This window comes from Gottfriedia sp. NPDC057948, assembly GCF_042887255.1.
Lineage (GTDB): Bacteria > Bacillota > Bacilli > Bacillales > Bacillaceae_G > Gottfriedia.
The window spans coordinates 85,287-100,904 of record NZ_JBHVPN010000014.1; the positions used below are offsets into that span (position 1 = coordinate 85,287).

A 15,618-nucleotide genomic window follows, 5' to 3' on the forward strand; every position below is an offset into this window, starting at 1 on the left:
AAGATGCGTAATTTGTTATTATGGTTTAGATTTCACTATTTACTAACGGAACCTTAAATATATTTTTATGGTGCCAGTTCATGTATTCCCTTTGACTTTCATTCAAATTAATTTTTATATTTTCATTAATATTTAGAAACATTTTTGTAATTGCATCTAAATTGTCCGAAATCAAAATATTTCCATCAACATCAAAGCTAATATATCCCTTATCAAATAAAGCATCGTGATTTGGACATAGCAATAAACCGTTATTAACGTCTAGACGCTCACGATGATTAGATTGACTCCATGGTTTAACATGACTAGCAACCAAAAATCTCTCATCTGAGACTCCACATAATACGCATTTCGTATTAATTGCTAAAAGAGCCTTTTTAAAAGTAGATTGACCAATTCTGGACTTGATCACTTGCTCTTTCTCAGTCTCCTTTATTTCAGAATCCATTATGCTTTCTAAATCATTTATACTTATTCGATAATTCTTGTCACTAGCTTTTGATGCCCATAACTTTTGTAATTCTTTTGCGTGTTCTTGAGACAACTTATAGTTTGTTTGCGTCTTTAACTTATGAATAAGTAAATCTTTTAAAATAGAATGATTTAGTAGTGTTTGTCTGCTAATAAAACCTAATTCAAGTTTAACTTCGAGCACTTCTAGCTTTACTGCTAGATATGGATTTTTCCATTCATCTGTATACCAGTAATCTTTAGCACTTTCATCATTTGCTCTTTCCTGAGGCAAACCAACTACTCTTCCCTTCGCTAGTACTCCTCCTGACATACGCTGTTTTCCATCTGACCTCCAAAAGAAGACTTCATCGTTAATCGAAATTGTATCTAAGAAATGCTTTTGTCTTAGGGACCACCAAACATATCTATAATCAGAAACGTAATTGTCTATATCAAAAGTTTTAGGATTACCTTGAAAAATCCAAGTGTTCTTATTCATTAATTCTGAATCATGATTGGCTTTGGTATACTGTTTTTCATCTTTTTGCTTGTTAACCTCTTGCACTCTTACAACATTCTGAACCTTTGAATTTTTATAATAAGAATCTAAATTTTTTTGCATTTCAATTTTTGTATCCTTAACCCAAGAATCTGTATTTGGTCTATCTTCCTTGTAATGAACCATTGTTACTTTATCCAATTCAAATATTGAAGAATCATAGTTTAGAAGCCATTCAAAGGCACCAAACTTTGATTTTGTTAAACCTTCAAAATGATTTTCATATACTTTTGAATGATTTCTCAACAAAGTAAGCTTATAATCCTTATCAGTGAATTTTGCAGTAAGAATATAGAACTCGGTTTCCTTACTTCTTCCCTTAACATATTCTCTTTTTGCAACGCTTTTATTATAATTGCTCATATCCAAAAGGATACCCCTCACTTTATATGATAAATATTCTTAAATTGATAATTCTAATATACTAATTTCAATGTTGGAATTTTTAAGTATGAAAAAAACTTAAAACCTTTTATCATCTGTTAAAGCTTTTAAAAAACTTGTTGAAGTTGCTTATCTTCAAGTTTTAAAACTTTTATTAAATGTGCCATGATTAGTTCCTCTACCTCTTCAGTACTTAACATATCTAAAACCATAGCTCCACCAATAACATTTAGATATTTATTCGCTTGAACAAAAAAGTCCCTCGTAATATTGTGGCCTTGCTCATTTAATTTATAAATTGCTCGTAATATACCTATTGTAATATTACGATTAGAAGTAAAATTACTAGAAAAAAATACAACAGACCTGGCAGAGAAATCCTTTTCGCAGAAGAAATCAGTTAACCAAAATGGGTTCTCTTTATTATTTTCATCATAGGTCATATATCCTACCCACCATAATCTGGCTAGAATATGAACAAACAGAGATCTTTTTGTTCCATTTTTAAAGAATAATGCAGTATTTATTCGTTTGTCATTTTCTTCACTTAACTCATTACTAAGTCTATTAAATGCATATTCTCTAAATTGTAAATGAACTAGTCCAGCCCATAGTTTTTCTTGTGTAGCCTGAGAAATTGTTAAATTTTTTAGGGCTCGATAAACTAACTTAACATTTTCTTTATCACTTACTGCAAAGTTTTCACTAAAATTTAATTTGGGCATCTCGAACTCAATATTAGATTCTATTAGTCTACCCTTTTGATTGAAAAATTCATCAAACCAGGTATAATTTTTTTTATGGTATGCTTTCCTATGCAAATCATAATTTAACCTTAAATCTTGTAATCCTACTTCGGACATAAATTGTAATCTCATGATTAATCCTCCATGTTATGAAACTTAGATATTTCCTCAAAGCTTGTTTTGACTGGTTTTCTTAGCACAAGTTGTGCAGCTTTAAGTGGCGGAAGCGTATCTGACCCTACATCCGCTATATCATATCCATTGTCTTTAAATAATTTTTTCATAACCTGATACCATAGATTATCTTCATAATCCTCGCTATTTTCAGCTATTTGTGAAAACGTATGTGTAAGACATGGCATAATTACCATTGAAAGTATTGTACTTTTCAAATTAGAATTTGAAGCATTAGCATATTGTTCATACTCATACTTTGGTAAGAGTATGTTTATGTTTGAAGAGGATAAATCTACTTCCATAAACTCGCTTGTATCTGATTTATGAATCGAAACGATTGAAGGTAAGTTCATATGTTCAATGTTTTCTTCCAATAGTGTTACTTCGATTGCATCTCCAATTGCTAAAAAGTTGCCTTTTTCGAATGTTATTAATGAGTCTTTATACCACTCATTTAAAAAAATGTTTGTATAATTTTCAATATTTTTTAGAGCGACTACAAATGAATGAATAATAACTTTCCCTCTTATTTCACTTGATTTAATCGCAATATTTAATATTTCCTCAGTTGATTTATATGCTTTTCTAAAACTAGTTTGTGGACACTCAATATGAATCATATACACGGCCATTTCTTTATGAATTAAATGCTCTAACTCTTCATTCTGCAATTTAAAATTTGTTGTTATCTTTAACTCACCAAACGACTCATCAACAGCAATATCTACATTAAATTCCGAATTAATATAATCATCATTTCCCTCAAATAAAACCGGATAAGGGTATGAACTATTTAACTTCATAAACAGAAACCTCCATGGTGCAATATTCTGGATACTCAATTTCAATAGTTAAATTTAAATTCTTATTTTTATTTTTAGATTTAAAATTGATTGCGTTTGCTGAAATATTTTCAATTTCAATATCTTCATTATTAAAAATTGCATTTTTTAAAGGTAAGTCAAAATCACTTTGTTCGCCAATTCCAATAAACTCGAGACGTCCATTTTGAATAGATTTCTCAGTAATAATATTAAATTTGTATTTACCAGATTTTTTATCTGTACAAAGATATTTCTGCTTAGATGTAATCGAGATGGTGTTTGTAGAATTTTGTTTTCTCTCTGCATCTTTTTCTCTATCATTTTCTCGATCATTATTATCTTTAGATGTATTACCTGTTTCGTTTCCAGTACCTGTTTCTGTTTCCGTTTCTTCTTCGCCTTGATTTCCAGCTTCTATTCCAGTTGTGCCAAGTAGTTCCTCAACTTCCTCAGACTTTTTCTTCTCTTTCGAACGGCTCTTCTTTTTAGGCTTTTCAACAGTTTTTTTGGAGGAATTTATTGATTTTACTCTAGAAGTAATGGACTCTTTATCAATTGTACCTTCACTAGAAATTAAACTTTGATTAGGTAAAAAGTCGCTTAATCCTACAGCATCCATTACTTCTGAATTTGACTGGGTATAAGTGTCTTTAATCGTTTCCCTGATAAATTTTCTTAAATCCTGCAAAATCTTCTTTGCTAAACTTGGATTATGAAATCTATTAGCTACCCATTCATTATGAGCAGGATTTTCCATTTCTTTAAAAACTTTATTCATACTTTTTCCGGTAATTCTTAATAAACCAGTGAATGAAATGCTACCACTTAGATTTTTTTGCTCATATATAAACATTCCAGTTTCTCTTGTCATTAAAACTCTTCTATTCAGATTTTCACCATCCATTAAAAATAATTCTGCTTCCCCTTCCTTAAAAGTTATATTACCTTTGTATTCAAAAGCAGAATAAGAGAATCTTCTAACATTTTTAGAATGTAACAATAAGTAGTAATTTTTTAATACTCTATTTTCCTCATTATCTTCAAGTTGTAAAATTAATTCACCAATATTTTCGTGATTTATAAACATATCGTTAATTTTTACAACTAATTTTTTCTCAATAATTGTGATAAAGAAATTCTTTACTACTGAGTGCAACATTTCTTTTTTCCAATCTGATTTAGGATAGAAAGCAGAAACGTAAATATCAGTACCTGTCTCTTTTCTAATAAATTTAGGATCTAAATTTATTAACCCATTTATTGCAGTCGATTCATTTTTATTTGTATAGTAGCCCTTTCCAAGGGTTATTTCATTATTTTGCTTTCTAAATGACATTATGTTGGAAACTCCAATATGAGATTCATAACCATCATCTGCAAAACTAGAATAATAGATTGTTCGTAAATCAGATGCTAAAAAAGACGCAGCTTTACCAATTCCAAAACTACCACCAGAACTGTCCCCTTTATTTGACGAACCTGATTCCTTTACAAGTGAACTCCAAGGTGAGCCTATTTCTGCGCTCTCAGCACCCACTAAACCAGTTGTATTAAAGTCACTAATTCTTAAAAAATCTATTTTATTTCTTTGAAGTATATTTAATGATTGTTCAATAAACTCCTCACTTTTTTTATTTTTGCCTTTCCACGTATCTTTACAGTTTTTAAATACATTAATAAGTTCGTTCTTACCAGGGAAATTTGTAATATCTAGTGTAAAATGAGAAAACTCAACCATTACCGGCTTAGTTCTATCTTTTACTGCGTCTAAAGAATTTTGAATATCTTCTCGAACTTTACCTTCTACAACATTATTTCGGAATGTTTCAATACCTGCATCATTAATCGAATTTATATTACCACCTAGCGCGGAAGGGAAATTCCAAAAATTCATTTTTGTTCCTCCTTTTATATCAAACATTACAATTGTTATTGAACTTAAACTAATCAATAAAATTTACAATCCTCAAAGAGTCAAATTAAATTTCTTTACAATTTGATTATAACAAATTACCCACTCAAGTTTATGAATAGGTATTAACAATTTTTTGAATATTATAGGACTTTTTGATTATTTTCATCGATACAGAAACTATTTAAAATTGAATAATATTAAAAAAATATGTAATTGTTCCCTTTTAATTTTTTAAATTTCAAAGTATATATTCAAAGAAATGAACAGGTTCTTTTATATTGTTGGAATAGCAAATAATACTTATAATTAAATTACTTGGTAAGAAGGAGATTATTAAAATGGACTATAATACTTACGATCCAATAGATATCGAACGATACGCCAAAATATTAGAAAATAAAACGTTTTATGAAATTACACCTCATGATGTTACTAATAATAAAGCGCATAAAGGTGGTCTTGGTACCATAGTTGAGAAGTATCATTTCGGGTACGAACCAAATTCAAATAGTGAAGCTGATTTTGCCGAAGCTGGAGTTGAACTAAAAGTTACACCTTATAAACAAAATATGAACAAAACATATTCTTCAAAGGAAAGATTAGTTTTAAATATTATCAACTACATGAACGAATATAAGTTTGATTTTGAAAACAGTTCCTTTTGGAAAAAAAACAAATTAATTTTATTAATTTTTTATTTGTTTCAACAAGGTGTTTCAAAAGAAAATTATAAAATTACGCATGCTCAATTATTCGAATTTCCAGAAAAAGATTTAGAAATAATAAAATCGGATTGGAATACAATCGTAAGTAAAATTAAAGAAGGTAGAGCACATGAATTATCTGAATCTGATACATTTTATTTAAGTGCATGTACTAAAGGAGCAAACAAAGAAAGTCTTAGACAACAACCATTTTCAGATGAATTAGCTAAACAACGTGCATTTTCTCTTAAGTCATCCTATATGACATATGTTTTAAACGAATATATTCTGAAGCGTAAACAAACATATACCCCAATCACCGATGACTTACAAGGGAAAACAATTGATGAATTTATTATTGGAATATATCATAATTATTTTGGAAGAAGCCTTTCCGATCTATGTAATTTATTTGATATCAATGAAACAAGCAAAGGGAAAACATATTTAATCGCTGCTAAGATGCTAAATTCTGAAATAAAGGATTTAAATAAATCAGAGGAATTTATAAAGTCTAATACCAAAATTAAAGCTATACGTATCGAAGAAAATGGTAAAATTAAAGAAAGTATGTCTTTTCCTACTTTTAAATATAATGAGATTGTAAATGAAACTTGGGAAGAATCAGAATTAAGAAATATGTTCCTTGATACTCGATTTTTATTTGTGATTTTCAAAAAGAATAAAGACGATTATATTTTTTCAAATGCATTTTTTTGGACAATTCCTGCAGAAGATCTTGATCAAGTTGAGATTGTATGGAATAAAACAGTTAGTCAGATTAATAATGAACTTGCGCATGTTTTGCCTAAGCAAACTGAAAATCCTGTTGCTCATGTAAGACCACACGCTAGAAATGCTTCTGATACTTACCCTACACCGTATGGTGAGAATTTAGTAAAGAAATGTTTTTGGTTAAATAATTCCTATATTCTTGAACAAATAAAAAAAGAAGAAAATGTCTCAAAGTGAGACATTTTCTTCTTTTTTTGTATCTACTAATTCTTTATTAAATTCTAACTCAATCTCTTTAATTCTTTCACCCATTCTTGCCACAAGATCTACAACAAGTGCATTTCCCATACAGAAATATCTCATACGTTCTGACATTCCAGTGTTTGTCCAATTATCAGGAAATCCATTTAATCTTTCGCATTCAACAGGTGTTAAAAATCTTAATCGATTCGTATCCAAATCTGCAACTACGTGAGAGCTACGATTTGAAGTACCTTCACTAGTTAACATAGTTCTACCTGGTTTATCTAAGTCTTCAGGAAATGACATTCCACCCTCTGAAAAAATATATTTATGACCAGTCGCAGAAGTGCGCTCAATTCTCTTTGGCCCTTTTAGATACTCAAACTTCTTAGCAACTTCTTCGTTTAAATAGTATTTTTCATCAACATTTCTTTCTAATATTTCTTTTAAAGGTGTTGGGTTTTCAATTATTGGTGTTAACTCTTGAGTTAAAAATTTACCATTACGCATAATTCCACCATTATAAAATTGAGCGTTAAAATTATCAGAAGTCGATAAAATATCAGACGTGATTTCTTCTTCGGTGATTTTGGTCAAATTGTTAAGCCAAGGCTCAACTGGAAACTTTTTCGCAAATAACCCTTCATTAAATAAGATTTCATCATTTGATTTATCTTTAAGAAAATTTGCATATTCACTATTACTTCTATATGCAAATATAAATACTCTTCTTCTTCTTTGTGCCAAACCGTACTCAGCTGCATTGATTACTCGCCATTCAACATCATAACCCGCATTACTCAAACTACTAAGCATAATCCCAAAATCTCGACCTCTTTGTGTCGACGGAGACTTTAATAGACGATCTACATTTTCAAGTAATATAAATTTAGGTTTTTTATTTAATTGATTCACCAATCTCATAATTTCCCAAAATAAAACACCCTTTTTCCCCTGAATGCCTTGTTCACCATTTAATGAACGTGCAACTGAATAATCTTGACATGGAAATCCACCAACTAATACTTCAGCTTCTGGAATGTTTTCAATATCAATAGTTGCGATATCTTGATTAAGATGTACTCCAGAATTGAAATTGGATGCATAGCAATTAAACGCATCTTGTGCTTTTTTTGAAGGCTCCCATTGGTTTCCCAGCACTATATTAAAAAACTCAGTTTTTTCTAAACCAAGTCTAAATCCTCCTACACCTGCAAACAATTCTATAACTTTAAGCATATTATTTACATCCTTTCTAAAACAAAAACACGAACATACTTTCTGCACTTATTATATCACTATGATACATGATTTTGTTTAAAACATGAAGAAAAAAGTAAACTAAAATTCGAGAAAAATTATTATGAGTATTCTAAATAAATATTGCATTCAACAAATAAGTAAAATGTAACTTTCCATCTATTAATTTAAAAAACCTAATCATTTTTATTGATTAGGTCAAGTACTTTTCTGAAATAGTTGCCTTTTATTAAAACATTCTCATTTACTAATATTTTATCTATTAGAGTGAAATACTTTTATATAAAGAAGAATCTAATTCATTAATTAGCCTTAATGGATTCCCATAGGTAAACAATTGTAAATGAGCACGCGCACGAGTAATTGAAACATAAAGTAATCGTCTTTCAATTTCCCAATAATTCTCTTCTTTATCTTCATCTGGAATTCGAGTAGGGTCTATTAAATCGATTATAAATACAAAGTCAAATTCAAGACCTTTAGCTGAATGGAAAGTACAAAGTTTAATTCCAAAGGTATGTGGATTCCCATTATCCTTTATGTCCTCATATTCAATTCCTGCTACTTTTAATGCTTTTTGAATTCTGTATTTTGCTGAATTCCTAGATTTTCCATCACGATATAAAATTCCAATTGTACAATTAGGGGTTTTTCCAAGTATACTTTTTACTGATTTTATTATTTCTTTATCATGTATGTCAGCTGTTTTACATTTAAATAAATGAGGTATTGGACCCTCCTTATCGGGCAAAGTTGGTGCTACATATTCTTCATCATAAATAATGTTGTCATTTTGCTGAAGGCTTCCTGCTAATTTGATTATTTGTTTAGTTGATCTGTATGAATCCTTTAATATTTTTGTACGATTACCCGTTACATTTAATCCAATATCCTTCCAAGTAAATGAAGTTTTATAAATCTTCTGTCCTTTATCCGCAGCAACTATAAATGATTTTTTTGAGATATTTCTTAATACTTGTAATTGGACTTGTTGTAAATCCTGTGCCTCATCAACAAAAACATGATCATACTTAATAGAGTCTGTGATTTGATTTTGATGCTTCATAAGAATAACGGCTATATCATCAAAATCCAACAAATAATCTTTTTCTTTATTATATTGGTCAAATACTTGATAAATGATTTCACGATCAGAAATAGTAACTCGTGTATTTGTTCCTCTTCCTCTTCTATTAACTTCGAGATAATCATTTTTCGTTGATATTCCTTTACCTTTAATCCACTTTATCTCATCTTTTAAGAATTCGAAATAATCCTCGTTATTTACAAAACGATGTTTAAGACTTGATAGATTTTTTATCGCTTTCTTAATAAAATCATCTTGTTGCTTACCTTTAGTCAGGTAGAATTTCTTTTTCATTACTTTTGCATAATTACTCATAGCCCATGAATGAAAAGTTTTTACTTCTAAATTTTTTAGATTATATTTTTCTATTAATAGATTAGTTGAATTAGAGAGTGCTCCAACAAAAGTAAAAATAGCTATTTTTTCATCAGGATATTTTAATGCAGTTTGTTTTGCTTTTTTTAATAAGACCAAGGTTTTTCCGCTACCAGCAATCCCCCTGATTAATATTTCATTTCCAGTGTAATCAACAATTTCTTGTTGTTCGGTAGTTAACTTTACTTCACTTTCAATTTTATTTTCCATTATAAATTAAGGAGATGAAATTCTCCTTCTCTACACCTCCTTGATTTTATTAAGGCCAGTCTTCCTCGTCATCATCTTCATCGTCTGAATCTAAAAAATCAAATGTACTCTTTAAAAGTCCACCATCAAGAATCTCATTTGTAATTTCTTCTGTAATTTCTTCTATCGAAACAAGAAATTCATTTTCTTCTTCCTTAAATCTCCATTTTGCAGCTACTATTTTCCAGATGTTGTTATTTTTTTTATTCACCTCAATCAATTGGATACTCTCCTTCACTACATGTATCTAAATGAGGGCAAAAACGACAATGCTTCCCTGGAACTGCAGTAAATATTGTTGTATTTTGATTAATTACTTCCTCTAAATCTTCAATTAAAGAAGACATATCTTTTTTCGTCTCTTCTACTAAACTATCTCTTTCTTTATTTATTAGTCCAGGAAATTGGAAATTTATCCTCGCTTTACTTACTTTAGTTGACGAACTTATTTCCTCTAATACTTCTTTTGGTCCTGCACTACGTATATATGTTTCTGCAATTACCTCTTTTTTATAGTCAGTCCATTGAGGAAACAAATCTCCCACAACTTTTATAACCTGTGGATTATCCAATGAAGTACTCCTTCTTACTAATCTAATTAGATCAGTATACAAAAATTGATGGATAAAATCATCTTTAAAAACAGGCATTTTATTGAGTATATAACTATAGTAAAATCGTCGGGGACACTGCTTATATTCAATTAAAAAATCTGTAAATTCTAAATCTGAAAGATCCTCATGGTTTAATTCTATTTCAAAATTGTTAAAGTCAACTGGGTTTGGCCTAATTTCATTTAATACACAGTTCTCTTCAACCTTAGAATCTTTGATTCTCATTCCAAGCTGGTAAATATATACAGCTGGTTGAAGATTTTTACGATCTAGGAAATTCTTCATCCATGAAAGTTCCATATTTTTCTCAATTAAGAATTCAAAAGCAATAAACAATAAATATCTAGAAATTTGTTTAACTGATTTATTTCTTAATGTATTTAGTTCAAGTACATCATAACGAATAGATAATTTTTCAAAAGTTACCTCTTGTAATGGCCATGGCGTACTAAATTCGTCTAGCGGTAAACCTTTTTCATCTAATCCAGTTAAATAAAATTTATTAATATTTTGCTTAAATGCTTCACCATCTACCTCTATAAAAGGCTTAATAAAAGATTCATCTTTATGTGATAATTTCCCGCTTAGGTAAAAATTGATGGCTTCTCCAATGTCGTCATATAAGAAGTAATTATCGTCACGAATAATCTTTAATTTATCATTCAACTTTCCAATAATATCTACTTCATCAGGGAACAAGTCAAAGTGATTACTTGGATTACGTTTATCTAATATAATTTGTAATTTTTTAAAATGCTCACTAATAGATGCCTCTTTATTTTTTACATCGAACAATTCATTTGCAATATTTATAAGTTGTTCAACAAAATAATGCACTTCTTCAACTTGCTTTCTTGTCAAAGAAAAATGAGCAATTTTTGTAAATGGGCTCCTAACGGTTTTAACAATTGAATTATCCTCGGGTTCCTCAAAGGCAGGTAATATATTCTCATAGGTGTCCAATAACTCTGAAAACCTAGGTATCCATTCTTCATGTACATTTATACAGTTTTCGAAGAAAGGTAATAACTGTTTTAAGAAATAGGTGTAATCTCTTGCATTCTTTTTAGTTAAAGGATTATATAACCATCCAGATGAAAAAGCTGAAATTAATATATCTTCATTTAAGATTATACTTGAAGCATCAATCATTTGATGAATTTTACTTATAAATTGCCCAATCGGATATTGGAGGAAATTTCGTCTTTCTGCAAATTTTTCTGGATAATATTGAACTAATATATCATTTAATATATCTGCATTAGTTGCAATAATTTGAACATCTTTTCGTTCATCTTGTGGTTTTCCAATTGGATAATTTGGTACTATTACAGTATTTAAAAATTCAAAGAAGGAGTCATAACTAATAATTTCCTGATTGATTTTGTACCTTGAAGTTTCTTCTCCTTCAAATGCAGTTAAGAATTTCGATCCAATTGTTTCTCTCTTAATCTCACGGTTACTTTCTATGTTCCAATCATCGGTCCAGTTAAATTGTTTTGAAATGAACGCTCTAGTGAAATTAAAAGTTTCAGAGTACCTTTGATCATAGAAGTTAAAGAACACGATTTCAAATCCGGCTTTACCAAGAGCTTGTAAAAATACCTGCTGCTCTGGGGTAATAAAGTAGAAGCCGTGTAATATTATTTTATTTACTTCTCTTACATTTTTTGTTATTTTTTTCTTAGCCAAAAGCTTATTAAGTGTATTTTCCACTTCTGTAGTAGACCATCTATTACGCAATTGATTCCTAATTCCTTTAAATGTTGGATCAATTTCTTCTACTTTGAACCAAATTTGTTGAAATAGTTTCTCCTTATCTGTCAACTCAACCTTTTTAATGTCTATTGTAGATAAGTCTTCTGGACTTACACCTGTAAATGTAAGGAATCTTATTGTTTCTAGTATGTCAGTACGATTATTTCGAAATGCCTCTTTTAAATCAAAATTCTCTGTATTGTATTCACTAATAACACGAGATAGAGTCAGATATTGCTTTAACTGATTTTCAGGTGAACTCCACTTAATTAATAATTCATCAATCATTTCACGAATCGTAAACATAAAGACAAACTCATCTGCTTCAATGTCTTGATAAGCTTCAGATATCCCATCTAACATATTTTTGGTAGCACAAATATGAATCTCGTTTTTTATATTGTTATATTGAGTATGGTTTCTCCATAGTCTTGGATCGTCATACGTAAATACATCAATCTTCATAATTCACCTCATCCAAAGCCGATTCTAATAACCAACCCCATGTATCTGATTTTGCTTTTTTAGGCATCACAAGGATTAGTCGTTTTTTTGCTCGTGTCATGGCTACATACAAAAGCCTAGTTTCTTCCCTCTGTACTTCGAAACTTTCATAATTTTGAAGAGTAGAAAAATTATTATTTTGAAAGTCCCTTAATTTCCAACCGACCATTCTTGTTTCACCATTCATTTCTTTTTCATCTTGAACATAAAAGCTCGTTAAATCGTGGTCAAATGGGTGAGAAAGTTTTGGCATAATTACAGTGTGGTATTCTAATCCTTTTGATCGATGTACCGTGGTTATTTCAACTCCAGCATTTGTTTCAATCAACGGTTCATTTTCACTTCGATTCACACGAATCTGAAGTGATATCCATTCATGAATGCTCCAAAGTGTACTATTCATCGAATCAAATTGTTGTTGAATGATATTCATAAGATAGTATAAGTTTTTCTCATATTGTTTAATTGAGGTCTCAATCGTTAAATCATTATCAAATTTCGCTTCATAATATGAGTGAATATTATTTAAAAGTCCCTTTTCAGCCATTATCTTTTGTATTACAGCTAGAACTGGTAGCTTTCTTAAATCTTCAAGATATTGAGTAAAATCATTTCCTATATGTGATATTAAAAACTCAATAAGTTTATCATTATTACCTTTAAATGAAACCAATAGCTTACTTGGTATTTTATAATTAAAATAAGGTGAATGTAAGAGATTCACAATATACCTTGCTTCATTTGAGTATAATAATGCGTCTAAGAGCATTTTAAAGTGTAAAACGGCTTCTGATTTATAAAAAGTACCATCTAGATTTTGGCTGGTCCCTATTTTGGCACGTTCACACCATTTACGAACTTCGAGAGCCTGGTTATTTGTTCGGACTATAAGTGCGATTTTTTTATTTTCATTGTCAGGTAGTTGATTAACTACTTCAAAAGATTTACGAATCTGTTCAACTGTTTCAGACTCTAAAAATTCCTTTTTCGTCCTAGGATATAGAAACTCTTCTTTTGTTGGTTTAGTAAGCTCCATACCTATTAAGCAATCATCTTTAGAATACGGAAGCAAATTTTCTTTCTCCCTATTTGGCCCCCAACGCTTTTGTCCCCAAACTGAAAATACCTTATCTAGCTTAGATAGTAAGCTACTAGTTGTTCGATAATTTTGATTTAAAGTTACCGGTTCGAATTTCCCTGCCCGTTCTTCTAGTCTTTCAAACGATGTATAGTCCGCTCCACGGAAACGGTAAATAGATTGCTTAATATCACCTACAACAAATAACTGATAATTTAATTGATTTCGGAGGCATGCCACTAATTCAATTTGTGTATTATCACTATCTTGGAATTCATCAATAAATAAATATTTTTCCATTTGAAGTTGTTTCATTTTATCACCTTGTGTAAACAACTTCAGCTTTCTAATCATATCCCCAGTATCAATCGCATTTTCCTTTTTTTTAACAATCTCAAGTAACCCTTCACAGCGTTCGAACACATATTGAAAAAGATCATTTAAAATTCGATATTTTTCATCCACTACTTTTCCCCAGTCAAGTGACTCAATTTCATTTTTAGTAAGACCCTTCCTCTCTAGTTCATCCCAAAAGCTCCTCACCATTTTAATTAAGCTATAGTGCGTTAACTTCAGTTTTACAAGATCTTTAACATGGTATTCTTTAAAAAATTCATCTATGAGGCTTTCAATAATATCATTTTTGATTTTAATAAAACTCCTTACTGTCACGTTTCGACCGAATCCAATTTCATGGGCTAATTGAGTTAATATTGACTTAGAAAAAGAATGAATTGTGCTAATTTGCATGTTCTTAACTTCCTCAGCAAAATAGAGATATTTGGTCTTTCCAGTCAAATTAAACATGGATATTAGCCTATTTTTTAAACGCTCCTTCATTTCATCAGTTGATGCATTCGTGAAAGTAATCATCACAATATCTTTAAGTGTAATATCAGCCTTTTCTAGTAAATAGAAAATACGGTCAATCATTACATGTGTTTTACCAGTTCCTGCACCTGCTGTAATCATTAATTTTTCATTAATTGGTGTATGCGTAGCAATAAACTGACCAACGTTAAACATTGGAAAAGCTGGAGCTAGAATGTCCTTCAAAAATGATTTTTCTACTTCACCATCAATTATGATTTGCTTCTTAATAAATTGGCCTAACTCTTTTGAATGGAATACTTGAAGCTGAAACGCTCCAACGAAATTCTCTTGTGATGTTAGCCAATTTTTAGAGATTGAGAAATCGCTAAAGATATAAATCTTTACTCCTTCTTTTAATTTCGTTTCAATATTTTCTTTTTCTTCTAAAAATTGTTTCTCATTTACGAAAATATATAAGGAAGAGTAATGATTTTGTCTTTTATTATTAATTTCTTCCTGTTGATCTTTAATAAAAAAATGTTTTTTTAATGTAAGCCATTTATAATCATTTATATTAATTCTTGCTTTATAAATTTGAATTTGTTTAAGCTTTTGAATCCATGTGCCTTTCTCAAAATCATCCTTAAATAAGATGAAAGGATTGTTTAATTGCTGACTAAATCCTCGCTTTTTCCATTGTTCATGAGTAATATATGGTAAAGCAACCATTGCACGTTTACTAAAAGTACGATAAAGTATAGCTTTCTTTTCTATATCATCACAAAGCATATTTAGTTGCTGCTCAGCTTGGTTAAAGGGCTCTCCACTAGTAGAATGATAATTTCTAAATTGCCATTTATGCCCTTGAATATAATCAATTTGTTCGATATTTATTCCTTTTACTTCAATAATATTAACGCCAAGTTCTCGGTCGACAAGCAAAATATCAATCTCTCGTTTCCCAGCATGGTTTTTTTTAAACATTGGAAAGTGTAGAAATCCAAAGCATTCACGGCTTGAAAATTCGGACTTAACATGCTTCCATACAAATCGCTCTGCTTCAATACCTGGTCTATATTCAACCAATCCTTCGATGAACAATTTACAAAACCTCCTAAGAATTAAGTCGGTAATTAGAGT

10 protein-coding genes are annotated in these 15,618 nt (G+C 30.0%); 1 reads left to right on the top strand and 9 read right to left on the bottom strand.

The window, feature by feature from the left end:
- Positions 1-25: 25 nt before the first annotated feature.
- The 4 genes from ACFVRR_RS18225 to ACFVRR_RS18240 all read right to left on the bottom strand — a co-directional run bounded on the left by ACFVRR_RS18225 (position 26) and on the right by ACFVRR_RS18240 (position 5,037).
- Positions 26-1,375 (bottom strand): HNH endonuclease, encoded by a 1,350-nt coding sequence (locus ACFVRR_RS18225; RefSeq protein WP_387331442.1) that lies wholly within the window; start codon positions 1,373-1,375, stop codon positions 26-28.
- 128 nt (positions 1,376-1,503) lie between these two features.
- On the bottom strand, positions 1,504-2,274 hold the full coding sequence (locus ACFVRR_RS18230) for a DUF6339 family protein (RefSeq protein ID WP_387331444.1): 771 nt from the start codon (positions 2,272-2,274) through the stop codon (positions 1,504-1,506).
- Between the two features lie 2 nt (positions 2,275-2,276).
- Positions 2,277-3,122, bottom strand: a complete 846-nt coding sequence (locus tag ACFVRR_RS18235) for a hypothetical protein (protein WP_387331446.1) — start codon at positions 3,120-3,122, stop codon at positions 2,277-2,279.
- Positions 3,109-5,037, bottom strand: a complete 1,929-nt coding sequence (locus ACFVRR_RS18240) for a hypothetical protein (RefSeq protein WP_387331448.1) — start codon at positions 5,035-5,037, stop codon at positions 3,109-3,111. Before ACFVRR_RS18240 ends, ACFVRR_RS18235 begins: the two co-directional genes overlap by 14 nt.
- A gap of 359 nt (positions 5,038-5,396) precedes the next feature.
- On the opposite strand from ACFVRR_RS18240, the gene ACFVRR_RS18245 reads away from it, so the two are divergent.
- A complete protein-coding gene (locus ACFVRR_RS18245) occupies positions 5,397-6,734 on the top strand; it encodes a Sau3AI family type II restriction endonuclease (protein ID WP_387331450.1) in 1,338 nt (445 codons plus the stop codon).
- On the opposite strand, the gene dcm is transcribed toward ACFVRR_RS18245, so the two are convergent.
- From dcm to ACFVRR_RS18270, 5 genes are all read right to left on the bottom strand, one after another.
- Positions 6,726-7,979, bottom strand: a complete 1,254-nt coding sequence (gene dcm, locus ACFVRR_RS18250) for a DNA (cytosine-5-)-methyltransferase (RefSeq protein ID WP_387331452.1) — start codon at positions 7,977-7,979, stop codon at positions 6,726-6,728. The two genes, ACFVRR_RS18245 and dcm, sit on opposite strands and share 9 nt — an antisense overlap.
- A gap of 283 nt (positions 7,980-8,262) precedes the next feature.
- Positions 8,263-9,672, bottom strand: a complete 1,410-nt coding sequence (locus ACFVRR_RS18255; RefSeq protein WP_387331454.1) for a UvrD-helicase domain-containing protein — start codon at positions 9,670-9,672, stop codon at positions 8,263-8,265.
- Positions 9,673-9,721: 49 nt separating this feature from the next.
- Positions 9,722-9,931, bottom strand: coding sequence for a hypothetical protein (locus ACFVRR_RS18260; RefSeq protein WP_387331456.1), 210 nt, complete (start codon positions 9,929-9,931; stop codon positions 9,722-9,724).
- On the bottom strand, positions 9,924-12,548 hold the full coding sequence (locus ACFVRR_RS18265) for a hypothetical protein (RefSeq protein WP_387331458.1): 2,625 nt from the start codon (positions 12,546-12,548) through the stop codon (positions 9,924-9,926). The genes ACFVRR_RS18260 and ACFVRR_RS18265 overlap by 8 nt, the downstream gene beginning before the upstream one ends.
- Complete coding sequence (locus ACFVRR_RS18270; protein ID WP_387331459.1) at positions 12,538-15,579, bottom strand: UvrD-helicase domain-containing protein; 3,042 nt, start codon at positions 15,577-15,579, stop codon at positions 12,538-12,540. Before ACFVRR_RS18270 ends, ACFVRR_RS18265 begins: the two co-directional genes overlap by 11 nt.
- Positions 15,580-15,618 lie beyond the last annotated feature (39 nt).